The organism is Myxococcus sp. CA005 (assembly GCF_006518205.1).
In the GTDB taxonomy this organism is placed as follows: Bacteria; Myxococcota; Myxococcia; order Myxococcales; family Myxococcaceae; genus Myxococcus; species Myxococcus xanthus.
Genome location: NZ_SRLV01000001.1, coordinates 135,016 through 156,945, shown reverse-complemented (window position 1 = coordinate 156,945; position 21,930 = coordinate 135,016). Strand labels below are relative to the sequence as shown.

The following is a 21,930-nucleotide window of genomic DNA, read 5'->3' as shown; positions in this document are numbered from 1 at the left end:
GAGGAACACAGACATGGCCAACTTGGAAGGGACGGCGGCGAGCACGGCGAACGAGGACGTGCTCCTGTCCCTGAATGACATCCGGCGCGACTACGTCCTGGGAGAAACACGGGTCGAAGCCTTGAAAGGCGTCTCCCTGCGCATCCACCGGGGAGAGTTCGTCGCCATCTGGGGCCCCTCGGGCAGCGGCAAGTCCAGCCTGATGAACATCCTGGGGCTGGTGGACGCGCCCACCTCGGGTGAGGTGTCGCTGGAAGGCACGCCCATCGCGAAGCTGACGGACAACGCGCTCTCCGACTTGCGCAGCCGCAAGGTCGGCTTCGTCTTCCAGAGCTTCAACCTCATCCCCGTGCTCAGCGCCCTGGAGAACGTCATGGTGCCGCTGCAGATTCAAGGCGTGGGCGCCGCCGAGGTACGCGAGCGCGCCAGTCAGGCCCTCAAGGACGTGGGCCTGGAGAATCAAGCCAGCGCGCGCCCGGACAAGATGAGTGGCGGTCAGCGCCAGCGCGTGGCGATTGCCCGCGCGCTCGTCACGTCGCCGTCCATCGTCGTGGCGGATGAGCCCACGGCCAACCTGGACTCGGAGAACAGCTACATGGTGGTCAAGCTCATGCGTGAGCTCAACCGCTCCAAGCGCGTCACCTTCATCTTCACCACCCATGACCCGCGGCTCATGGACCTGGTCGACCGGAAACTCCTGCTCAAGGACGGCTTGCTCCAGGCGGACGAGGCTGTGCGATGAACTACTTCTCCATTGGCTTCCGCAACATCCTGAAGAATCACCGGCGCAGCCTCGTCACCCTCCTCTCCGTGGGCTTCGGCTTCGCCTCCATCAGCCTCTTCGCGGGATACATCAAGTATGTGTACAGCGGGCTGGCCAAGCAGGCCATCCATGGGGAGCTGCTGGGGCACCTGACGGTGATGAAGCAAGGCCTGCGCACCGAAGGCCGCCTCCATCCTGCGCAATACATGTTCTCCAAGGAGGAGCTGGACCGGGTGATGCCCATCCTCCGGAAGTACCCTCACACGCGGTTGGTGACGCCGCGCATGTCCCTCAGCGGAATGGTGTCCAACGGCACCGCGTCCACCGTCTTCGTGGGCGAGGGCATGGTCCCCGAGGACGTCAAGAAGCTCCAGGGTGACTTCCAGCGCAAGCTGTCAGGTGACTTGAAGGCGGACAACCCCATCGGGGTGGCGACGGCGGAGGACCTGGGCAGGATTCTCAACCTGAAGCCCGGCGATTCGGCCGCGCTGCTGGTGAGCACGGTGACAGGTCAGGCCAATGCGCTAGACGTGGACATCGTGGACGACTTCAACACGGGCAACGTCGGCACCAACGACAAGTTCCTGTACCTGCCCTTCGACCTGGCGAAGTCCCTGTATGACTTCGACGGCGCCGAGCGGCTCATCGTGCTGCTGGATGACAAGGCCTTCACCGAGCAGGCGCGGACGGAGCTCACCGCGCAGCTCAAGCAAGCGGGCTTCGACGTGGAGCTCAAGACGTGGCTGGAACTGTCGAGCTTCTACTCACAGGTGAAGCGCCTGTTCGACATGATTTTCGCCTTCATCTTCAGCAACGTCTTCATCGTGGTGGTCATGAGCATCGTGAACTCCATGAGCATGACGGTGGTGGAGCGGACGCGGGAGATTGGAACGCTGCGCTCCATGGGTCTTCGCCGCTCGGGCATCCTGCGGCTCTTCACCACCGAGGCCTTCATGCTCGTGGTGCTGGGATGCGCCGGAGGGTTGCTCTTCACGTTGCTGGTGCGGCTGGCCGTCAACAGCGCGGGCATCACCTACACCCCGCCCAACTCCTCCAACGTGGTCAGCCTCATGGTCGACCTCGACGTGCCCCGGATGGCGAGGACGTTCGTCATGCTCTCGCTGCTGGGCATCGCCGCGGCCTTCTTCCCGGCGCGTACCGCCGCGCGCAAGTGCATCACCGACTCGCTGGGCCATGTCTGACGGAAAGAGAGACATCACCATGAAACACATCCTGGCGCTCATCCTGGGGCTGCTGCTCTTGCACACCGGCACGGCGCGGGCGGCGGAGCCAGACGCGGCGGAGATTCTCAAGGCCTCGGACCGCTCGCGGGGTGGCGGGCTTCCTGGCATCCGCTGGACGGTCCGCATCACTCCCGAAAGCGGCGTGGACAAGGAGCCCGAGCGGCTGCTCACCCTGAAGGCCAATGCCACCGCCAGCCTCGCGGAGACACGAGAGCCCGTGCGCTTCAAGGGCTCCAAGCTGCTCCAGGTGGACCGGAACATGTGGATGAGCCGTCCCGGCCTCCGCAAGCCCATCCCCATCTCACCGAGGCAGAAGCTCTCCGGTCAGGCGTCTCAAGGCGACATCGCATCGACGAACTACGCCGTCGACTACCAGGGCAAGCTGCTGCGCGAAGAGGACGTCAACGGCGAGGCCAGCTACGTGCTGGAGTTGAAGGCCATCAACACGTTCTGCACCTATGACCGCATCACCTACTGGGTCTCCAAGGAGCGGCAGGTCGGCGTCAAGGCGGAGTTCTTCTCCCTCTCCGGCAAGCTGCTGAAGTCCGCCACCTTCGAGTACGGCAACCAGCTCACCCACGAAGGCAAGACGTTCCCCTTCGTGAGCAAGATGACCATCCAGGACGCGCTCACGCCCGCCAGGACGACGCTGGAGTACGCCGACGTGCAGGTGACGGAGCTGGCGCGCGGGACGTTCGACGTCAACCGGCTTGGGAACTGAGCCGCATGCGCTCCAAGCGAATCGCTGTCTTCTCGCCAGCAGGCCTACCGTTGTTCGTGGGCCTGTTGACGGGAGGGCTGGGTACGAACGCGAAGGCCCAGGCGTTCCAGGAGCTGCTGGAGCAGGGCTCCGCCGGCCTCCAGGTGCTGGCGCTGGACAGTGAGCGAGGGCTCCGTGAGAACAGCCTGCTCAATCCTGGCAACCGCATCGCCCGTCTTCCAGCAGGGCAGACGGAGGTGGAGGGCCGGCTTGATTTGAAGCTCGCCACGGACACCTTCGAGGTGAGCCTGAAGCCCCGGGCCCGCTTCGAGTGGCGGCGCTTCGGAGAGACGGGACCGGAGACGCGGCTCGACGCCTGGGTGAACCAGGGATTGGTGACGCTCTACCCGGTGCAGTCGCTCGCGGTGTCCCTGGGGAGGGACGTGCTCATGTGGGGGCCCTCCAACTTCCGTTCGCCCAGCAATCCCATCTACTTCGAGAACGGCCGGAACAACCCCATGCGCGAGCTACGGGGTGTGGACGTGGCCCAGGCCACCTGGTCCCCCACGCAGGCCCTGTCCCTGTCGCTGCTGCACCAGTTCGGCGACGGGCGCGGAGACTGGCAATGGGAGAAGGAGGACGGGTTCAAGGCCCTGTCGTTGCTGAAGGTGGACTACACGGCCGAGGCCTCCGTCGTGGGACTGAACGCCTCCAAGCGCTGGGCCCACGAACGCCCGCACTTTGGTGCATTCGGACAGACGACCGTCGGCGAGGCGCTGCTCCTCTACGCGGAAGGTGGCCTGCGGCAGGGGACCTCCGCGCTCTACCCCGAGCGGCTCCCGAACGCCGTGGGAGGCGCCTTCCTGCCGCGCCATGCCCGGGACCACCGGCTCATCTACTCCGCCCTCGCTGGCGGTGGCTACACGCTGGACTCCGGCCACACCGTCTACCTGGAGTACCTGAGCAACAATGAAGGCTACCGGTGGGCGGATGGCGCGCGGTACTTCGACATCGCCACCCGTGCATCCTCGGTCCTGACCCTCCCCTCTCCGGATGCCGCGCTCGCGGGCCAGACGCTGGGAGCGGCGCTCAACAACGGACTGCCGCTGCTGGGGCGGCACTACCTGTTCATGCAGGTGCAGAACAACCCCACCGACACCGGGCCGACCTGGCAGCTCCGCTATTCACTCAACCTGGTGGATGGCAGCGGACAGGCCTCCGCCTATGCGGAGTGGAATGTCTGGAGCCGCGTAGCGCTCTTCGCGCTGGGCGTCATTCACCACGGAGGCCCCCGGACCGAGTTCCACTCCCTGCTGAGCCAGTCAATTCTCGTGGGAGCCAGGGGCTACGTCCTGTAGGCGCGAAGACAGCGCCATCGCGCTGCGCCAAAGCAGGAAGGCACTCGGGAGCTCGGGCCGCAATAGAACTCATACTCGACGTGAATTTTCTCATTCGTTCCGATACGCTGGGGAAATGATTGTCAGGGGCGAACAACTGACGGCGCTGGGGAGCGCGAGAGAGACGCAGTTCACCAGCGAGATGGTCACCCACCTGCGGTCACACTTCCCGAGGGAAGTCGATGGCCTCGGCGATGGTGAACTGCGCATCCACATCGAAGAGAGCCTGACCCGGGCACGCGGCTACGGCCTCACGAGCACGCAAGACACCATCCGCTTCCTGAACCTCTGCGCATCGTTCGGCTGGCACTTCGACCAGGAACCATCGCGCCCCTGGGTTGGCGAGTACCTGCATGACGCGGAGATTGCATTGCCCTCGGAGCGGCTGAGCCGGGTGTCGCGCCGGTGCCTGCGTGACCTCAAGACTGAATCGAACAACCGCAAGGCGCGAGCTGCGCTGGGCGGTGCCGCATGAGCGAGCCTTTCTGGGAATCAGATGCCCCTCCCGTTCAAGACCCCGCGGCGTTGTACTTCGCCGGCTCGGGTCGCCGGCCACCGCCTGAGCCCGCGGCGCCCGAGGCGGAGGATGACAAGCACGCGAGACTCGCCGCCGCCGAGCAGGTCGCGAGCCAGAGCCCGGCGAACGTGGCCCCCGGCAACCTCACCGTTCCGTGTCCCCTGCGCGGAGCCCACACGATAGAAGTCCGCGTCATCGGCTCCGACGACGCCCCGTTGGAGAACGTCACCCTCGTGCTCGAGAAGAGCGAGTCCGAGGTGCTCATCGCGAAGACGGACGCTGATGGACTCGCGCGCTTCCGCGGCCTCGCGATGGGGAAGTACCAGCTCCACCCGCGTGAGCTCGACCACGAAGCCTGGGAGCTGGAGTCGTCCGAGAAGCTTCCCCCCGAGCGGGACCGCTGCGACACGAATGCCGCATGGCAGGCCCCGAGTGGGCCTGACACGAGGGAAGCCATCACCCACGTCGTGCAAGCCGGCGAGTGCATCTCGACCCTTGCCTACCGGCACGGACATCTGCCGGAGACACTCTGGAACGCGGAGGAGAACGCGGCGCTGAAGGAACTCCGTGGGGACAAGAACATCCTCAATCCCGGGGACTCCGTCGTGATTCCCGCGCCCCGCCGTGGGACGGAGGGCGTCGACGCTGGCAACGCCTACCTCCTCCGTGGGAAGGGGTTCACGGAGACGCTTCGCGTCCGGTTTCTCGACGCGGAGGGCCAGCCTCGCGTGAAGCTGCCCTACGTGGTTTCGCTGGAGAGCGACGTCAGGACCGAGGAGCGCGCTGGAGCGACGAACAGCGAAGGATTCCTCGTCGAGCCCGCATCGGCGTCGGTCCATACCCTGAAGGTCACCTTCGGCTCCGGCTCCAAGCGAGAAGCCTACGCGTTCCAAGTCGCCAGACTCGCGCCGCTGGACACCCTCGCTGGCGCCCAGGCGCGGCTGTGCCACCTGGGCTATAGCTGTGGCGAAGAGGATGGCGTCATGGGCCCGTGGACGCGACGAGCGCTCCGCGACTTCCAGCGCGACCATGACTTGCCGGTGACCTGTGAGCTCGACGACGCCACGAGGACACGGCTCCGCGCTGAGTACCTGGCCTGAGTGCGCCCCACGTTGACTGAGCAGCGCGGAGGCAGCCCATGGGGCGCCTCCGCGGCCCGGCCTATGAACAATCGCCCGCAGACGAGGAGACATCCCGCATGCCGACCGTGACAGGCATCACTCCCAACAACGTCACAGTTGATGGAGGTGAACGGGTAACGATTACCGGAACCCTGTTCACGGCGGGCTCGACCGTCACCTTCGGGGGGACTCCCGGAACGAACATGGTGTTCGTCTCCGCCACCCAAATCACGGTCATCGTGCCCGCCCGGGCGCTCCCAGGCACTGCGGTCGTCCAGGTCCGGAACGTCCATGGGGCACCGGCCACTTTCGTCGGCTTCCACTATCGCTGTGTCGTGAGCAGCATCACGCCAGCGGAGGGGCCTTCGTCCGGGGGGACTGACGTTGTCATCACCGGCAAGGGATTCCACGCCCAGATGGAGGTGGAGTTCGGCGGCGTCCTCGCGACCAACGTCGTCGTGGCGTCCGCGACCGAACTCCGGGCGCGGACGCCAGCCCACGCCGCGGGGAGTGGCGTTGCCGCCGCCGACTTCTGGAACCACGGCCGCGCCGCGGGGACGCGGGCCGCTTTCAGATACTGCACGCCCCTGGTGACAGGCGCGACGCCGAACAGCGCGCGGCCAGGAGGCGGCGAGGACATCGTCCTCCGTGGCAAGTTCTTCGACGCGGCGGCGACGGTCTCCTTCGGCGGTACGCCCTCACCGCACGTCGTTTTCCGCTCCAGTACGGAGTTGGTCGCGCAAACGCCAGCGCACGCCGTGGGGGCCGCCAACGTGGTGGTCACCAACGGTGACGGCGTCGCCGGCACGCTGCCCCAGGGGCTCACCTTCATTGGCGCCGAGGTCACGAGCATCCAACCGGCCCGAGGTCCCTCCGTTGGGGGTACCGACGTCACCATCCGGGGCGCGCGCATCGCCGCCGGAGCCACGGTGTCGATCGGGGGCACGAACGTGGTCCCCACCATCCATCCCCCAGACTCCCTCACCGCGAGGACACCGGCGCACGCCGCGGGCGCCGTCGACATCGTCGTCCAGAATGGGGGAGAGGCCGCGAGCACGCTCGTCGGGGCCTTCACCTACATCGCGGCGCCTGCCATCACCCGCGTCGAACCACCCCGGGGGACAACGGCCGGAGGGACGGCCGTGACGGTGACGGGGACGGACTTCGCGGAGGGCGCGCGGGTCCTGATGGGCGGCCGCCCCGCGACCCAGGTCACCATCGTCTCTCCGACGACGCTGACCGCAACCACCCCGGCCCACGCCGCGGGCACCGTCGACATCGAGGTCCAGAACGCGGACGGCGCCCCCACCACGCTCGTGGGCGCGTTCACCTACACCCAGGTCCTCTCCATTGCGCCCGCACGAGGACTGCCCGCGGGAGGAACGGATGTGGTGATTCGTGGCCACGGGTTCGCCATGGGCGCGACGGTGAGCATCGGGGGGACGGCCGCGACCCACGTCAATCGCGTGTCCGACACCGAGCTTCGCGCGAGGACGGCGGCGCATGGCGCGGGCCTCGTCGATGTCGTGGTGACGAACCCCAACACACCGGCGATGACGCTCGCCAACGGGTTCACCTACGCCACCGTGACGAGCATTCTCCCCGCCGAAGGCCCCGTCGCTGGCAACACCGTGGTGGTGATACGCGGGGACGCCTTCGCGGACACCACCACGGTTGCGTTCGGAGGGACGCCCGCGGCCGCCGTCGCATTCCAATCCGCGCAGGAGCTCCACGCGACAACCGCCGCGGGAATCGCGGGCCCGGTTGACGTGGTGGTGACGCGGGCGGTGGGTGGCGCGGAGCAGGTCACCCACGGGTTCGCGTTTCGCGCCGCGCCCACCATCGCGAGCGTGGCTCCGCCGGCCGGCCCCGCCGCGGGAGGGACCTCCATCACGCTCACGGGGACCGGCTTCGTCGACGGCGCGACCGTCACCCTCAACGGCGTCAACGCGACCCACGTCCGGGTGCTGTCGCCGACGACGCTCACCGCGACGACCGCGGCCCAGCTCCATGGCACGGTCAATGTGATGGTGACCGTCCACGGCGTGCCCAGCGGGACGCTCGTCAACGGCTTCACCTACCGTCAACTGCCCACGCTCGCCGCCATTACCCCCGCGCAAGGAGCGCTCGAAGGTGGCAGGGCGGTCGACATCACCGGGGCCCGGTTCCTGGACGGAATCCAGGTGCGCATTGGCGGAGTGGACTGCACGGATGTCGCCGTGGTCAACGCGGGTCTTCTCCGGGCGCGCGTACCCGCGCACGTCGCCGGGGCGTGTGACGTCCAGGTCCAGAACCCGGGCGAACCGCTCAGCCTGCCCTTGGCGAATGCGTTCACCTACGTGGATGTCCCCACTGAGACGGGAGACAACGACGTCGTCTTCCTCATGGACGGAGAGGAGTACTTCGAGGAGTTCCGCCTCAACCTCGAAGCCGTGCGACAGGCGCCGCGACATGCGCTCACGTACGTTCGCCTCGCGTTCTGGATGATTGAAGCGTCAGTTACCATGGGCGACCGGGCCCACTTCCGGGTGCCCAATCACACCCTCCTCTCCTATATCGACCGGGTCATCCGCGCGGGGCACGACTTCGACATCATCGTCTGGCGCCCGGCGAAGGTGGAACGGGTGAGCGAGGGCAAGGGCGTCGCCGAAGTGAATGAGGCTTTCGCGCAGGCCGTGGCGGAAATCGACCGCGCCGCGGCCGCCGCGGGCCCGGGGGTGGGACGCGTCCGCGTCTTCCTGGAGACCTACGAAGGGGAAATCGGGGCCTCGAACCACCAGAAGATTGCCATCTTCTCCGTCGCGGGGCAGCGAACGGTGCTCCTCGGAGGCATCAACCTTTCTCCCTCCTACTTCGCGCCCAACGATCATTCGAACAATCAGACCTGGCACGACGCCGCCATCCGTCTTCGCGGCCCCGCGACGGATGACGTTGAAGCCGAGTGGATGCGCCGGTGGCGGCGAACCTCCCAAATCGAGGAGCGGTGGATCTGGAACAGCTTTGGAGGAGGCGGAGACATCCTGGCGCGAGGATTCGCATTCAACGCGAGTCAGACGGTTCGACGGGAAGCCATTCAGATTCAGGAGAACCGGACGCTTCAGGCCCCCCAGGCCGCCAACATCAACGTGAGCATCGCCTTGACGCGCTCAGAGGGAAAGACGCGCTATCGCAAGCTGCGCGACCTGCTCCTGGCGCGCATCGCGGCGGCGGATCAGTACATCTACCTGGAGAACTACCACTTCGCGGATCCAGAGATTGTTCGAGCCATCTACACGCGCCACGAAGTCCGCCGACAGGCCGGCCAGGAGTTGCGCGTCATCGTCATGATGCCCACGGGTGGCGGTGCCCCCGGCTATATGACGCGTCGCTCGTGGCTCCAGATTGTCCTGCGACTCCGCAGACCGAATGGGACCCACTACTGCAGCCGCGTCTACTACATGGTGAACGGCGTCGAGCAGCACATCGACCGGGTCGACTGTGTCACGTGGACCGTGGTGGACACGTACCAGGCGAACAACCCGACGGCCTCGAGCTGGTTGGAGGCCGACACCCTCACGTTCCGGAGAAATGGAGGTGGGGGCATCGACACCGTGGTCAAGCTCGAAGACATCTCGCGCGTGGATTGCGCGCTCCATATCTACACGTGCATGAACGTCACCGCCAGGGCGCGTATCTACACGCACTCGAAGGTGGCGATCATCGACAACCGTTGGCTCATCGTGGGCTCCGCCAACTGGTCGTATCGCAGCATGCAATACGACGGGGAGATCTCCGCGTTCATCGACAACCCCGCGCTTGCCCAGAACACGCTCCAGCGGCTCCTCGGCCACTACGACACAGCCACCCCGCTCACCGTGAACAACATCGAGGCCGAGGCCTGCACCAACCTGGCGGGGGTATTGGGCACGAATCTCGTGAGGCAAGCCGCCATCATCAATCACTACGTCGTCCTTCCACTCGGGCACACCACCCAACCCAACTTCGGGCTTCCACGCGTCAGGCCCGGCCTGATGGAGGTCCCCAACTACACCTGGTATTGAGACAACTCACCGGCCGCCCAGCTTCTCCAGCATCTTCACCGCGTTGGCGTTCTTGGGGTCGAGTTCCAGCGATTTCTTGTAGCGCATGACGGCGTCATCCTTGCGGCCCGCCTCGGCGTAGGCCTCCCCGAGGCTGTCGTGGGCGTTGGCATCCTCGGGATAGAACGCCGCGTTGGCCTCGAACACCTTCACGGCGTCCGCGAGCTTCTTCTGGCGCAAGAACCCATAGCCAATCTCGTTGAGGATTCCCGGGGACAACTGGGCGTCAGTCGCCTGCCCCTGCTTGCGGTCCTTGAACCAGGCCAGGGCGGAGTCCACGCCCTGGAGCCTGACCAGCAGGTCCACCGTCGTGGAGGGGCTGTCCGGCCGGGCCTCCTCCATGCCCTTCCAGCCATACTCCGCCACCGCGCTGGCGAGCAGCCTGTCAAAGAGGCGCGAGCCGTCGTCCGAGTTCGTCATCACGGCGATTCCGCTCCCTGAATCCGCCAGGGCCATGAGGAAGGCGCGGTAGCCCGCGTTGGCGCCGCCGTGCCCGAACCAGGCCTTGCCCTCCTCGCGCGCGAAGCCAATGCCGAAGTTCGAGGACTGAGCGGTGAGCATCTGCCTCGCCATCGCCGGGGAGACAATCCGCCGGGACTTGCCGTTCCGGGCCTTGGAGACCTCCAGGGCGATGCGCGCCAGGTCGGAAGGCGTGGTCCACAGCCCCGCGGGGGCCATCTCCGGGTAGGTGTGCCACCGTCCCTCCACGCTCGTGCCACCTGAACGAGTCCCCACGGCGGCGCGGGCTTCCAGCGCCTTGGGGAGCGGCTGCTCGAAGGTGCTGTCCTTGAGGCCCAACGGGGCGAAGACCGCATCCTTCATGATGCGCGGGAAGGGCTGCTGGAGCTGGTCGACGAGCATCTGCTGGACGACGACCGTGCCACCACCGCTGTAGCGCGTCCGCGTCCCCGGCACGGTGTCGACCCTCACGGCGCCGCTGTTCGCCGGAGCGGCGCCGTCCAGAATCTGCTGCGTCGTCGGCACGGCCGCTCCCTCCGCGTAACCCGCGAAGCCGTGCACCGTCGTGCCCGCGTTGTGCGCGAGCAACCGGCGGAGGGTGACCTTCTGCTCCTTCGTGAAGTCGTTCTCCGGCACCTTCCAGGAGATGAGCGTGTCGTTGATGTCCGCGTCGAGCGACCACTTGCGCTTCTCCGCGTGGCGCATGGCCGCGAGCGCCGTGACGGGCTTGCTGATGGAGGCCGCCTGGAAGAGCGTGTCGATGGCGACGGGCTCGCTGCCGCCGGACTGCTTCACGCCATAGGTCTTCGCCCAGACGAGCGCGCCCTTGTCGAAGACGGCGATGCTCAGCCCAGGCACCGAGTACAGCTCCATCCATTGCTGGAGCGTCAGGTGCCGGGGGGCCTCGCCTGGAAGCACGATGGGAGCGAGCCCCGCCTCCACCCGCGCGATGCGTGCGGCCTCAGAGGGCCGCGCGAGCCACTCCGTAGTGGGACGTCGCGGGGCGGCGGCGGTGAGCAGCACGAGGGCGGCGAAGCTGGACAACGCCGTCGCGACGATACGGGCAGGACGCAATGGGGACATGGCGTGAGCGCTACGAAGGAGTTCGCAGTTGATTGTGCCCGCGCGGACGATTTCTGGGTCGTTCCGGACCAGGCGGCCACGGCACGCTGCGTGTGCGCGAGGCTACTGCTTCTGGAACTCCGGCGAGCCCAGCAACAACCCGGCGATGAGCGAGACGTCCACGGGGCGTGTCTCTCCCACGGCGCTGGCGGCCTCGGCGCGCTTCGACAGCGCGTCGAGGATGGTCGCTCGCGTCTCCTCCGACGGAGGCGCGCCCAGCAGCGCCTGGCCCAGCGAGTCCACCCAGGCGCGCTCGGTGGGCTCGGTTGGCGTGGCCAACGCCTTCAACGCCACCTTCGTCCCCGGCATCCGCCCGGACACCAGCTCCAGGCTGAAGTTGAGCCGGGCCACCAGGGAGCCGCTGTTCACCCACGGAGCTGCCCCTTCCGGAAAGCCCGTGGGCGCTGGGGCCCGGAAGAGCGGCTCGCCCATCTTCGCCAGGGACTTCACCAGCCGGGGGCGCACCGTCACCTCCGCTTCGGTGGCCCGCAGCGAGGACACCACGAACTCGAAGGGCGTCTTCACCTTCGCGGCACGCGCCTCCGGGGCCCAGAACTCCGGCGACAGGAAGAGCGCGCGGTACACGGTGGGCAGGTCCCCGCCCGAGTCGAGGAACACCTTCGCCACCCGCTCCACCAGCGCCGGCGGCGGCGTGTCCGAGACGAAGCGCCGCGCCAGCTTGCTCGCGACATGGCGCGCGGTGGAGGGGTGTCGCGCCAGCAGGTCCAACACCTGCTCCCCATCCGCCACGCTCCGCTGACCGGGGATGCGCTGCCCCAGCACCCACTTGTCGTCCGGGTCATGCGCCCGGCGACGGAAGTAGAACGCAGGCTCCTGGCGCGGCTTGCGGATGCTCCAGCCCGTGAAACAGCGGGCCACCTCGCGCACGTCCTGCTGCGTGTAGCCCCCCTCCACGCCCAACGTGTGCAACTCCAGCAGTTCGCGCGCGTAGTTCTCGTTGAGGCCGGGCTTCGGCGCTTCGGGCTCGCGTGACACGCGCTCCGGCATCCCGTCACGGACGCTGCGCCAGTTGTCCAGGTAGAAGAGCATCGCCGGATGGCGGGCCGTGGCGCCCAGCAGCTCCCGGAAGTTGCCGAAGACATGCGGGCGGATGGCATCGCGCTCGTAGGCCGTCACCATCCACCGCACCGCGCCTTTGTCCGAGGACACGTTGAAGTGGTTGAACCAGAAGTCCACCAGCACCTCTTCGAGCTGGTTGGGACTCTCCACCGCCCGCAGCAGCTTCGCCGCGGATTGCTCCAGGCCGATGAGCGCGGGGCGCTGTGGCTCACGCCCGTCCTTCAAGGCTTCCTCCCGCTGGCGCTTCGGCGGGTACTCCCGCACCAGCTCCGCCATGGACATCGTCAACGTGGGCAGCGATTGGAGCTTCGCCTCCAGACCGGCTGGCAGCGGCGCACCGGGACGGGAGAGCTGCGACGCCATCCATTCCTCCACGCCCTGGCGCCGCAGGTCCGCCAGCGCCTGTCGCGAAGGTCCGAAGGCCATGCGCCGCAGGACGTGGACCGCACGTGCCTCGTCGAAGGCGGGTCCGGCCGACACAGGCTCGGACGCCACCACGGCCGTGGGGTGCGGCCGGCTCGCACATGAGAGCACGAAGGCCACCAGGAATCCGACTGACAGAAGTCGCATGACGATGGAGGAACCCCACACGGTACCTGAAGTTACGCGGTGAGTTGTGGGCTCGAAGTCAAATGACGCTTTCCTGGCGCAAAGGACTCCCGGGCCACTGCATCGCGACTTGCCGTAGGGCGCACGATGTCGTTCCACCGGGATTGGGGCTGCCCGTCGGCGCCCCCGGAGAACGCCATGCCGCCGTCCCCGCATGCCCGAGCACGTCTCCTGCCGCTGTTGCTGGCATGCCTGTTGGCCAGCGCCTGCGGGCCCGTGGCCGATGACGAAGGGGGACGCCCCGGAAGCGAGGATCCACTCGAGGGGCCCTTCCATCCGGTGGTCGACCTGCGCGCGGATGTGAATCGCAATGGCATCGTCGAGCTCGACAACCCCGCGGAGGACGAGGACGAGGACACCTGGACGGCGGAGCGCGGCGCCATCTTCCTGGCCAACCTGGACGACGACGAGCACGCCTGCCCCTTCTCCATGGACCCCCATCGCATCAGCGACGACGCGCTGGCGCAGTGCCATGACGCCATGGACGCGGTGGTGAATGGCGAGTCGGACCTAGAGGACCTGGCCCGGCTGCGCACGGTGCCCTGGCCCGAGGCGCCCGCGGGCACGGTGGGCTCCGTCATCGTGTCCGGGGCCGCTGGCAAGAAGGTGCGCCTGTTCAAGCGCGTGCGGGGCAACTTCATCTCGGGCGGATTTCCCGACACGGTGTTCCTGTCGACCGCTGAGATACGGCGCGGCGTGGTGCTCGCCATCGAGGGGCGCGACATCGTTCGCGACCCCGAGGAATGGGATGGCTTCGCGGACGTGGTGCTCACCATCGGCCGAAACAATCCGCACGACCCGGTGTTCACCGACACCGTCCGCATGCGCGTGGCGCCCGTGGTGCTCTTCCACCACATGACGCCCGCCTGGAACGTCTTCGTCTCCAAGCCCGCCGCCAGCATCGAAGCCAACCAGTTCCGGCAGGCGCTGGGCGGCGTGCTCGCGGACTCAGGAGAGCGGATGGTCTACTCCGAGTTCGCGGTGGATGATTTGTGGGCGCAGGACTACTTCGAGCCCGCGTACATGTCGATGCCTGCGCCGGAGGGCCGCCAGCACGTCATGAAGGTCAACTACCGCGCGCCGCACGTCTACAACACCGACGCGAACGCGCCCCTGCGCGCGGCCGGCCGCATCGCGTTCTGGCTTCGCGGCCCCGACACTGCCGCCATCCAGCAGTACCAGCAGGGCATGTCCATGGCCTCCCAGACGCTGAACTCCTTCGGCAATACGGAGGTCATCCCGCCTTACGAGAAGGACGGTGTCACGTATCCCCTGGGCCGGCTGTTCCGGGGCCGGGGGCCGGACTCGCGGCCGGACTATCAGCCCGACCCCAGCTTCACGCAGATGCTGGAGGCGCAGGCCGTGCAGCCTCCCATCTACGTGGACACCTCGTGGCTGTTCGTGGACCACGTGGATGAGACGTTCACCTTCCTGCCCGCCCCCACGCCTCGGGGCTGGATTGCCCTGGTGGCCGACCCGGCGCTCGCGCGGCGGATACTCCAGGACGCGCAGGCCCGGGGGCACGGAGACGCGAAGCTCTTCGCCGGCCTGTCCTGGGCGTACTCCATACCCGCGGAGGCGAGCATCGCCGAGGTGCTCGACAACCCCGGACTGATGGACGCCAGCGCCGTGGCGGCACTGGAAATCGACACGCAACTCTCCATCCTCCGCGAGGAGACGGGCCTCACGGACGCTGACATCATCCGCGTGCCCTTCCTCTTCCAGAACGCGTCAGACGGCGTGACGGCGTACCAGCCCGCCACGCTGAACCTGCTGTCGTTGACGCCCACGCAGGTCATCGCGCCAGACCCGCATGGACCGCTCCTCGATGGGGAGGACCCGTTCAAGACGCGGTTCGAGGAGGCGCTCGGGGCCCATGGCATCCACGTGCACTGGGTGGATGCGTGGGCGCCGTTCCACATCGCCCAGGGCCAGGTCCACTGCGCCACCCAGAGCGCTCGGCAGGTGCCCGACGTGAAGTGGTGGGAGGGTGGACGATGAGACGCGCACTGCTTCGCGGCATCAGCGCCGCCTTGATGCTGGTCTCCCTGAGCGCGGGTGGGACGCAGACGCCCCGCCCGGGTGATGACTGGAGGGCCGGCTTGAAGACGAACATCTCCCGGGCCCGCCAGGAGAATCCAGCGACGTTCATCCGGTTCGACACGGCCGCCGCCCAGGTGGACGCGCTGGACGCGAAGAAGCGGGGCACCCTGGCCGCGGTGTCACCGGGGCTTCGTGCGCTGGGGCCGGAGGCGCTGTGGCCCATGGTGGAGCGGCTCGCCTTCCCACCCCAGGAGACACCGCGGCTCCCCTCGCGTGAGTCCGCGCGGCTGGCCTTCAAGGTGGGCTTGGTGGAGGCCACGGGGGCGCTGCGCGACCTCCGCCTGGCCCCCTTGTGGAAAAGCCTTCTCGAAAGTCCGGACACCCAACCTCAGGTCCTTCGCGCGGTCGCGGGAGCGCTGGCGCGGCTGGAGACATTGGACGCGGCGAACACGCTCATCGCCGCGTCGAAGCAGAAGGACGCCCGGGGCGAGGCCGCGATGGAGGCCCTGGGCCTGTGCCGGCGGCTCGTGGCGACACGGGCGTTGGCGGATGCACTGGACGCCCGGCCGGAACGCGAAGTCATGCGACGGTTGGCCAAGGCCCTGGGGGATGCCGGGTCCGCGTGGGCATGGAAGACGTCCGGCGTGAAGGCGCGCTCGGAGGAAGGCGCCATCCGTCTCGTGGCGGCCGAGGCGCTGGTGCGGGCGTACGTGGACACGGACGGTGACGTGCGGCGCGCCGTCTCCAACGCCCTGCTGCGCGTGGATGCGCCCCAGACGCCCACGCTCATCGACGCGGCCCGGCTGAGCGCCCCGCCCGCCCAACAGGCGGCGCTGGACGCCCTGGCTGAACGGCTGCGCCACAACCCGCTGCGCTGACGTCAGGCCGCTTCGATTTCCATCCGGTACCCCACGCCGCGCACCGTCTGGATGGCGAAGCGGGACGTGCTGTTCCAGCCCAGCTTCTTCTTCAGGCTGGAGACGAAGTTGTCCACGGTGTGCGGGTCCACGACGACGTCCCGGCCCCACACTGCGTCCAGGATTTCGTCGCGGCGCAGCACGCGCTCGCGCTCGCGCACCAGGAAGGCGAGCAGGTCGAACTCCGTCCGCGTCAGCTCCACCGGGGCGCCCGCCGGCGACTCCACCTTCCGGCGGTCCAGGTCCATCCGGTAGCCCGCGAAGCGCAGCCCCTTCACCGGCGCCGCGCCGGAGCGGCGCACCAACGCGCCCACGCGCGCCAGCAGCTCGCGCAGCCGGTAGGGCTTGCCCAGGTAGTCCTGCGCGCCTGACTCGAAGCCCCGCACCACGTCATCCTCCAGGGTGCGCGCGGTGAGCATCAGGACGGGCGTCGCCACGCCTTCTTCGCGCAGCGCGCGGCACAGCGTGTAGCCGTCACCGTCCGGCAACATGACGTCCAGCAGGATGAGCTGGAAGTCGCGCCGGCCCAGGTGCTCGCGCGCCTCCCGCACACAGGTGGCTTCCTCCACCGCGTAGCCGCCCTGGTTCTCCAGGTTGTCGCGCAGCGCGAGCCGCAGGTTGGTGTCGTCCTCCACCAGGAGGAGCGCCGGAACGGATGAGGTCATGTCGTCACCGTATGAGGAAAGCGAAGCTCGAAGGTGGTGCCTTCCGGGCTGGAGGCCGCCACGCGCAGGGTGCCGCCGTGCACGCGCATGATGCGGCGGCACAGGGCCAGTCCCAGGCCACTGCCGGGTGCATCATGTCCCTGGCCAGGCAGGCGCACGAACTCCTCGAAGGCGCGCTCCCACTGCGTCTGGGGGATGCCCACGCCGTTGTCGGAGAAGCGCACGCGGCCATCTGACAGCGCCTCGATGCGCAGGCGCACCGGGCTGCGGGTGTTGTAGGCACAGGCGTTGCGCGCCAGGTTTGAGAGCAGCAGGCGCAGGAGCTGTCCGTCCGCGCGCAAGGAGAACTCCCCCACGTCCGCCTCCAGCTCCACGGGGACCTTGGACCAGAACTCCAGGTCCTTGCGCAGCTGCGCCACCAGCTCGTCCAGGCGCACCGGCGCCAGCTTTGGCACCCAGCGCCCCTTGTCGATGCGGTTGAAGGACAGCAGGTTCTCCACCAGGAAGCCCAGACCGTCCGCTTCCCGGACGATGCGCGCCGGGTAGTCGCGCGCGTCCGTGCCCTCCGCCAGCCGCCACTCCAGCGTCTCCGCCAACAGCCGGATGGAGGCCAGTGGCGTGCGCAGCTCGTGTGACACGGTCGCCACGAAGTCGCTCTTCAGTTCCAGGAAGCGCAACTTGCGGTGCTGGGCCACGAAGGCCAGCGCGGCGATGCCCAGCGCCAGCACCGCGCACGCGGCCACCATGCCCGTCTTCAGCCGGTAGCGCCGCTCCAGCGCCCCTTGGGCCCGCGCCCACTCCGGCGTATCCACCGACAGCGGCAGGTCGGCCAGCGGCAACATCTCCGCGTCCGCGAGCAGCCGCACCTGTCCGTCCGCCTCCAGCAACCCGCGCTCGCGCATCTCCCGTGTCAGCGACTGGAGCAGCGCGCCCGAGTCCACCGCCACGCCCCTCACGTGATTGCCGCCGCGCGGCTCCAGGTACCACCCCGCTCGCACCAGCGCGGGCCCCGGAAGCGTCCTGGGCAATGGCAGCGGTTCGGACGCGAGCTCGGCGGCGCGGGCCTCGAAGTCGGCCACCGGCACGCCTGCCTTCGTGGAGAGCGCCACGATGCGCTCGCGCAGGAAGTCGAAGTCCTCCTTCGTGAAACGTGCGCGGCGCAGCAGGAGCAGCCGCTGCAATCCATCCAGGCGGCCGCTGCGCCCGTCCGCCAGGCCGTCACGCACCAGCGCGTGCATCAACTGGGGAACGGGGTCACCCCGCTCCGCCAGCGACTCCAACACCACCAGGAAGCCCGGCACGTCGCGCGTGGAGGCCAGCACGTACTGCGCGCGGTGTTGGAGCAGCGCCATCAGTGCCACGGTGGATGCACGGCGGTCGCCGCGTGACAGCGCCCGGTCCACCTCGCGAATCAGCGCGAGCCGCTCCGCCCACGGGTCCTCCGCCTCGTCCGCCCGCTCCGTGCCGGCGCGCAGGCCCGCGTAGCGCCCTTTCGCGGGCGTGTCTTCGCCGGTGTCGTGGAGGGCCAGCCGGGGCAGCAACTGCGTGCCCCGCTCTCTCAGGTAGAGGCCCGTCGCGGGGGCCAGCGGATCCAGCGCGGCGGCCTCCAGCGCGGGGCGCGCCGCTTCCAGGCGGTCTCTCAGGGATTGCGCCAGGGAGGCACGCGCGTACTGCTCCAGTGCCTCCCGGCGGGAATCGAGCGAGGCCTGCGCGTCATCCCGTTCGGTGGCGAAGATGCGCTGGAGCGAGCCCAGGCCCCAGGCCAGCCCGGCGAAGCCCAGCAGGAGCGCGATGAGGGTGGGCAGCAACCGGCGGAGCATCGGAGCGGCTCAGTTTCCCAGGGAGGGCACGTCGTCGAAGTCCGAGCTTCCGCCGGGCATCAGGCGCTCGAAGCGCTCCTTGCGCGTGTCCAGCGACTGGGCCTTGCGGATGAGCGCCCCCAGCTGCGCCACGTCCTTGCGGGTTCGCAGCGGCTCGCCGATGCCTTCCCACAGCGTCAGCAGCCGGGGCCAGTCCAAGGCACGCGTCCAGAAGGAGCCTCGCAGCTTCTCCGCGAACGCGGAGGCCACGTAGGCCAGGCGCGTGAATGGGGCGGCGCGGGCATAGTCGGAGCGCAACGTGCTGGAGGGCATCATCATCTGCACGCGGCGCCAGTTGCTCGAGTTGCCCTGCTCGTAGCGCACCCGGAGCATTCCGAAGGCGATGGAGGGCCCGAGCACCTTCACCTCGTGGATGGCGGTGACGGATTGGCCGGCGGCCAGTGGAAACAGCTCCGTCTCGTCGCCTGGGTCGAGCGGCTCCGGGTTCGGAGACAGGTACTCGTAGCCCAGCAGCCGGTAGCGGGCGACGGCCTTCCGGTTGAACTCCACCTGGACGCCGACCTCGCGCACCGGCTCGCGGGCCTTCACGGTGATTCGCACCACGTGATAGCCCTTGCGGCTGGGCGAAGGGAAACCCTCGACGTAGAGCAAGAAGGGGCCGTACGGCTCGCCTTCGTCCCCGGAGTCGAAGCTGTTGATGAAGGCCTCCGTCCGCACCGCGCCTTCCGCGGGGAAGACGTCGCGAGACAGGTAGTCGCGCGCCACCCCGTAGGCGCTGGTGTCCACTGCCACGGGGAACTCCGAGGTGCGCGACTCCTCCGTGTCGATGGTGGGGTTCACCCCAAAGCCCCGCGTCTCGACGCCGGAGCCCGGCTTCCCCAGCGACGCGCGATAGACGGTCTGCCACGCCCCATCCGGCACGAGCACGGGCAGGTGCTGCAACGTCCAGGCGGGTGCCCGCTCCCGGTCATCGTCCACCGGCGCGGGGGGCAGCACGGAGGGGCGCGTCTGCGACGCCGCGGAGAGCGCCACGTCCACGCGGGGCTCATGCCCGGCCTTCACCGTGATGTCCGTCCGGCTGAGCGCCTGGAAGGACTCCTTCTCGAAGCGGAGTGAGTAGACGCCATCCGCCAGTTGGGGAAAGCGGAAGCCGCCCTGCGCGTCCGTCACCGTGGAGCGAGGCTCTGTCAGCGCGGGTGAGGTCGCGGTGACGCGCACCTCCGGGATGGGGCTCTTGTCGCTGGCACGCACGACGGTGCCGGAGAGGCCTCCGGCCGCCAGCGCAGGCGCGGACAGCAGCAGGAGGACGACACAGAAGACATTGCAGGGGGTGGGCTTCATCGTGGGTGCCATCCCGGGCCACGCACGCCGTGACCACCCTGGGGAGGTGCCTGCAGCGTGCCGCAGGCGGGCCCTCCGTTCATCATGGTTTCATCATGTCATGGCGGGGAGAAGGGCACGTCCAGCACGGGGCGCTTCTTCGCGTCCGGCAGGTCGTAGTGCCACCACTCCATGCGGTTGCGCTTGAAGCCCACGCCTTCCATGGCCTCGCGCAGGATTTCGCGGTGCTTGCGCGACGCCTCGGTGCCGCCCTCGTACCCATGGTGCGCGGCGCGTGTGAAGGTGTCGAAGGGGGTGGGCATCTCCACCGCCTGGCCCTCCAGCGTCGTCAGCGTGAGGTCCACCGCCCCACCCCGGTTGTGGTTGGAGCCGGTGCGCGGGTTGGCGACATAGCCGGGCACCGGCATGATTTCCCACATCTGGTACTGCACCGCGCGCGGCCGGTAGCAGTCGTACACCTTCAGCCGGTAGCCCCGGGCGCGCAGCACGTCCGCGGCCTTCTTCAGGCGCTCGGCCGACTCGGGCAGCAGCAGGCAGCGCGCCGTGTCCGGGTACACCTTCCGCTTCAAGAAGTTGTCCGCCGTCGCGTAGCGCAGGTCCACGACCAGGTCCGGCACCACCGTGGTGGCGTCTACCAGGGTGGCCGCGGCCTTCGGCGTCGCAGTGGCCTTCGGCGTTCCCGCGTCGTTGGCCAGCGCGGGCCCGGATGACAGGCCCAGCGCCACCACCACGCCCCAGCCGAGGCGCGGTGTCACGCGGACTCCGTGTAGCGCGTGGGGTCCGGCACGCCGGCTTCCTCGAAGCCCTTCTTGCGCAGCACGCAGCTGTCACAGCGCCCGCAGGCGCGGCCCTGGGCGTCCGGGTCGTAGCAGGAGTGCGTCAAGCCGTAGTCCACGCCCAGCTTCACGCCTTCACGGATGATGTCCGCCTTCGTCAGGCCGGACAGCGGCGCGTGCACGGTGAAGTGCGCACCCTCCACGCCCGCCTTGGTGGCCAGGTTGGCCATTGATTCAAAGGAGCGGATGAACTCCGGACGGCAGTCCGGATAGCCGCTGTAGTCCACCGCGTTGACGCCGATGTAGATGTCCGTGCTGCCCACCACCTCCGCCAGCCCCAGCGCCAGCGAGAGGAACAGCGCGTTGCGCGCCGGCACGTACGTCACGGGGATGCCGTGGCTCATCTCATCCGAAGGCCGGTCCTTGGGCACCTCGATGTCCGCCGTCAGCGCGGAGCCGCCCACCTGCCGCAGGTCGATGGACACCACCCGGAAGTCCGTCACGCCCATGGCGGCGGCGACCTTCCTCGCCTGCTCCAGCTCCACGGCGTGCCGCTGTCCGTAGGCCACCGCCAGACAGACGGGCTCGAACCCCTTCGCCTTGGCCATGGCCAGACACGTCGTCGAATCCAGACCGCCCGAAATCAACACCACCGCGCGCTTCACCATCAATCCCTCCGCTCTCCCTGCACGGTGTACACCGTGGTGCAGGTGGTCGGCTGGCAATTGCAGTTGCGGGTCCCCGGCAAGAAGATGTCCGTGAGGGAGCCGCACGCCAGCGACACGTCGTAACCGTTCTCCGTGGGGCCCGGCACCGAGCCGTCGGGGATGCCGCCGTCGAACTGGCGGCAGTCGCGGCTGAGGGTGCGCGCCTGGCTGTCGCTGAAGAGCGTCACCCGCAGCGTCTCCTCGATGGAGGAGTCCTCACAGCCCGTGCCACAAGACGCACGGGGCGCGACGGCCTTCAGCGTGGACGTGGCCACCTGCCCTTCATAGCCCGCGTCACGCGAGTAGCCCTGCACGGTGAAGAAGCCCGTGCCCGCGTCCGTGTCGCGCGAGAAGGTGCCCTCGAAGAGGAACACACCGGCGTCGTTGAGTTGCGCGAAGTCCGGCACCGAGGCGTCGCACGTGGTGCGCGCGGCATCCAGCCGGGCCTCGAAGCGGAACGAACCGAGCACCTGGTCACCCGGGTACACCGGTTCGGAATAGCAGGCCATCGCCACGGCGACGGCCGTGACGGGCAGGGCGGCGAGGGCAAGGCGCTTCACGTGCATGGCG

17 protein-coding genes are annotated in these 21,930 nt (G+C 68.4%); 9 read left to right on the top strand and 8 right to left on the bottom strand.

Going from position 1 to position 21,930, the window contains the following annotated elements:
* The first annotated feature begins 13 nt into the window (after positions 1-13).
* From FMQ63_RS00580 to FMQ63_RS00550, 7 genes are all read left to right on the top strand, one after another.
* Entirely contained in the window at positions 14-742 is a 729-nt protein-coding gene (locus tag FMQ63_RS00580; protein WP_020478017.1) for an ABC transporter ATP-binding protein, read from the top strand.
* Complete coding sequence (locus FMQ63_RS00575; RefSeq protein WP_011556335.1) at positions 739-1,965, top strand: ABC transporter permease; 1,227 nt, start codon at positions 739-741, stop codon at positions 1,963-1,965. Before FMQ63_RS00580 ends, FMQ63_RS00575 begins: the two co-directional genes overlap by 4 nt.
* A 19-nt stretch (positions 1,966-1,984) precedes the next feature.
* Positions 1,985-2,728, top strand: coding sequence for an outer membrane lipoprotein-sorting protein (locus FMQ63_RS00570; protein WP_020478016.1), 744 nt, complete (start codon positions 1,985-1,987; stop codon positions 2,726-2,728).
* A gap of 5 nt (positions 2,729-2,733) precedes the next feature.
* Positions 2,734-4,065, top strand: a complete 1,332-nt coding sequence (locus tag FMQ63_RS00565; RefSeq protein WP_011556337.1) for a hypothetical protein — start codon at positions 2,734-2,736, stop codon at positions 4,063-4,065.
* A 115-nt stretch (positions 4,066-4,180) separates the two neighbouring features.
* Entirely contained in the window at positions 4,181-4,579 is a 399-nt protein-coding gene (locus FMQ63_RS00560) for a hypothetical protein (protein ID WP_011556338.1), read from the top strand.
* Positions 4,576-5,721, top strand: a complete 1,146-nt coding sequence (locus tag FMQ63_RS00555) for a peptidoglycan-binding protein (RefSeq protein ID WP_011556339.1) — start codon at positions 4,576-4,578, stop codon at positions 5,719-5,721. The genes FMQ63_RS00560 and FMQ63_RS00555 overlap by 4 nt, the downstream gene beginning before the upstream one ends.
* Before the next feature lie 98 nt (positions 5,722-5,819).
* Positions 5,820-9,782, top strand: coding sequence for an IPT/TIG domain-containing protein (locus FMQ63_RS00550; RefSeq protein ID WP_074960090.1), 3,963 nt, complete (start codon positions 5,820-5,822; stop codon positions 9,780-9,782).
* Between the two features lie 6 nt (positions 9,783-9,788).
* On the opposite strand, the gene FMQ63_RS00545 is transcribed toward FMQ63_RS00550, so the two are convergent.
* Positions 9,789-11,363, bottom strand: coding sequence for a serine hydrolase (locus tag FMQ63_RS00545; RefSeq protein WP_011556341.1), 1,575 nt, complete (start codon positions 11,361-11,363; stop codon positions 9,789-9,791).
* Between the two features lie 102 nt (positions 11,364-11,465).
* Entirely contained in the window at positions 11,466-13,052 is a 1,587-nt protein-coding gene (locus tag FMQ63_RS00540) for a DUF1800 domain-containing protein (RefSeq protein ID WP_225909550.1), read from the bottom strand.
* A 177-nt stretch (positions 13,053-13,229) separates the two neighbouring features.
* On the opposite strand from FMQ63_RS00540, the gene FMQ63_RS00535 reads away from it, so the two are divergent.
* On the top strand, positions 13,230-15,092 hold the full coding sequence (locus FMQ63_RS00535; RefSeq protein WP_020478013.1) for a protein-arginine deiminase family protein: 1,863 nt from the start codon (positions 13,230-13,232) through the stop codon (positions 15,090-15,092).
* The gene (locus FMQ63_RS00530; RefSeq protein ID WP_020480679.1) at positions 15,089-16,012 is read left to right on the top strand and encodes a HEAT repeat domain-containing protein; all 924 of its coding nucleotides are present in this window, start codon (positions 15,089-15,091) and stop codon (positions 16,010-16,012) included. Before FMQ63_RS00535 ends, FMQ63_RS00530 begins: the two co-directional genes overlap by 4 nt.
* Before the next feature lie 2 nt (positions 16,013-16,014).
* Here the strand turns inward: FMQ63_RS00530 and FMQ63_RS00525 are convergent, their stop codons facing one another.
* The 6 genes from FMQ63_RS00525 to FMQ63_RS00500 all read right to left on the bottom strand — a co-directional run bounded on the left by FMQ63_RS00525 (position 16,015) and on the right by FMQ63_RS00500 (position 21,926).
* Positions 16,015-16,716, bottom strand: coding sequence for a response regulator transcription factor (locus tag FMQ63_RS00525; RefSeq protein WP_011556345.1), 702 nt, complete (start codon positions 16,714-16,716; stop codon positions 16,015-16,017).
* Complete coding sequence (locus FMQ63_RS00520; protein ID WP_011556346.1) at positions 16,713-18,536, bottom strand: HAMP domain-containing sensor histidine kinase; 1,824 nt, start codon at positions 18,534-18,536, stop codon at positions 16,713-16,715. Before FMQ63_RS00520 ends, FMQ63_RS00525 begins: the two co-directional genes overlap by 4 nt.
* Before the next feature lie 9 nt (positions 18,537-18,545).
* On the bottom strand, positions 18,546-19,877 hold the full coding sequence (locus FMQ63_RS00515) for a von Willebrand factor type A domain-containing protein (RefSeq protein ID WP_225909551.1): 1,332 nt from the start codon (positions 19,875-19,877) through the stop codon (positions 18,546-18,548).
* Between the two features lie 98 nt (positions 19,878-19,975).
* Positions 19,976-20,632, bottom strand: coding sequence for a D-alanyl-D-alanine dipeptidase (gene ddpX / locus FMQ63_RS00510; RefSeq protein ID WP_011556348.1), 657 nt, complete (start codon positions 20,630-20,632; stop codon positions 19,976-19,978).
* Positions 20,629-21,321, bottom strand: a complete 693-nt coding sequence (gene queC, locus FMQ63_RS00505) for a 7-cyano-7-deazaguanine synthase QueC (RefSeq protein WP_011556349.1) — start codon at positions 21,319-21,321, stop codon at positions 20,629-20,631. The genes ddpX and queC overlap by 4 nt, the downstream gene beginning before the upstream one ends.
* Complete coding sequence (locus tag FMQ63_RS00500; RefSeq protein WP_011556350.1) at positions 21,321-21,926, bottom strand: hypothetical protein; 606 nt, start codon at positions 21,924-21,926, stop codon at positions 21,321-21,323. The genes queC and FMQ63_RS00500 overlap by 1 nt, the downstream gene beginning before the upstream one ends.
* Positions 21,927-21,930 lie beyond the last annotated feature (4 nt).

Bases quoted from the DNA above. Each gene is read 5' to 3' on its own strand.
- FMQ63_RS00580 (WP_020478017.1), top strand. From the start codon at position 14: ATGGCCAACTTGGAAGGGACGGCGGCGAGCACGGCGAACGAGGACGTG.
- FMQ63_RS00575 (WP_011556335.1), top strand. From the start codon at position 739: ATGAACTACTTCTCCATTGGCTTCCGCAACATCCTGAAGAATCACCGG.
- FMQ63_RS00570 (WP_020478016.1), top strand. From the start codon at position 1,985: ATGAAACACATCCTGGCGCTCATCCTGGGGCTGCTGCTCTTGCACACC.
- FMQ63_RS00565 (WP_011556337.1), top strand. From the start codon at position 2,734: ATGCGCTCCAAGCGAATCGCTGTCTTCTCGCCAGCAGGCCTACCGTTG.
- FMQ63_RS00560 (WP_011556338.1), top strand. From the start codon at position 4,181: ATGATTGTCAGGGGCGAACAACTGACGGCGCTGGGGAGCGCGAGAGAG.
- FMQ63_RS00555 (WP_011556339.1), top strand. From the start codon at position 4,576: ATGAGCGAGCCTTTCTGGGAATCAGATGCCCCTCCCGTTCAAGACCCC.
- FMQ63_RS00550 (WP_074960090.1), top strand. From the start codon at position 5,820: ATGCCGACCGTGACAGGCATCACTCCCAACAACGTCACAGTTGATGGA.
- FMQ63_RS00545 (WP_011556341.1), bottom strand. From the start codon at position 11,363: ATGTCCCCATTGCGTCCTGCCCGTATCGTCGCGACGGCGTTGTCCAGC.
- FMQ63_RS00540 (WP_225909550.1), bottom strand. From the start codon at position 13,052: ATGCGACTTCTGTCAGTCGGATTCCTGGTGGCCTTCGTGCTCTCATGT.
- FMQ63_RS00535 (WP_020478013.1), top strand. From the start codon at position 13,230: ATGCCGCCGTCCCCGCATGCCCGAGCACGTCTCCTGCCGCTGTTGCTG.
- FMQ63_RS00530 (WP_020480679.1), top strand. From the start codon at position 15,089: ATGAGACGCGCACTGCTTCGCGGCATCAGCGCCGCCTTGATGCTGGTC.
- FMQ63_RS00525 (WP_011556345.1), bottom strand. From the start codon at position 16,716: ATGACCTCATCCGTTCCGGCGCTCCTCCTGGTGGAGGACGACACCAAC.
- FMQ63_RS00520 (WP_011556346.1), bottom strand. From the start codon at position 18,536: ATGCTCCGCCGGTTGCTGCCCACCCTCATCGCGCTCCTGCTGGGCTTC.
- FMQ63_RS00515 (WP_225909551.1), bottom strand. From the start codon at position 19,877: ATGAAGCCCACCCCCTGCAATGTCTTCTGTGTCGTCCTCCTGCTGCTG.
- queC (WP_011556349.1), bottom strand. From the start codon at position 21,321: ATGGTGAAGCGCGCGGTGGTGTTGATTTCGGGCGGTCTGGATTCGACG.
- FMQ63_RS00500 (WP_011556350.1), bottom strand. From the start codon at position 21,926: ATGCACGTGAAGCGCCTTGCCCTCGCCGCCCTGCCCGTCACGGCCGTC.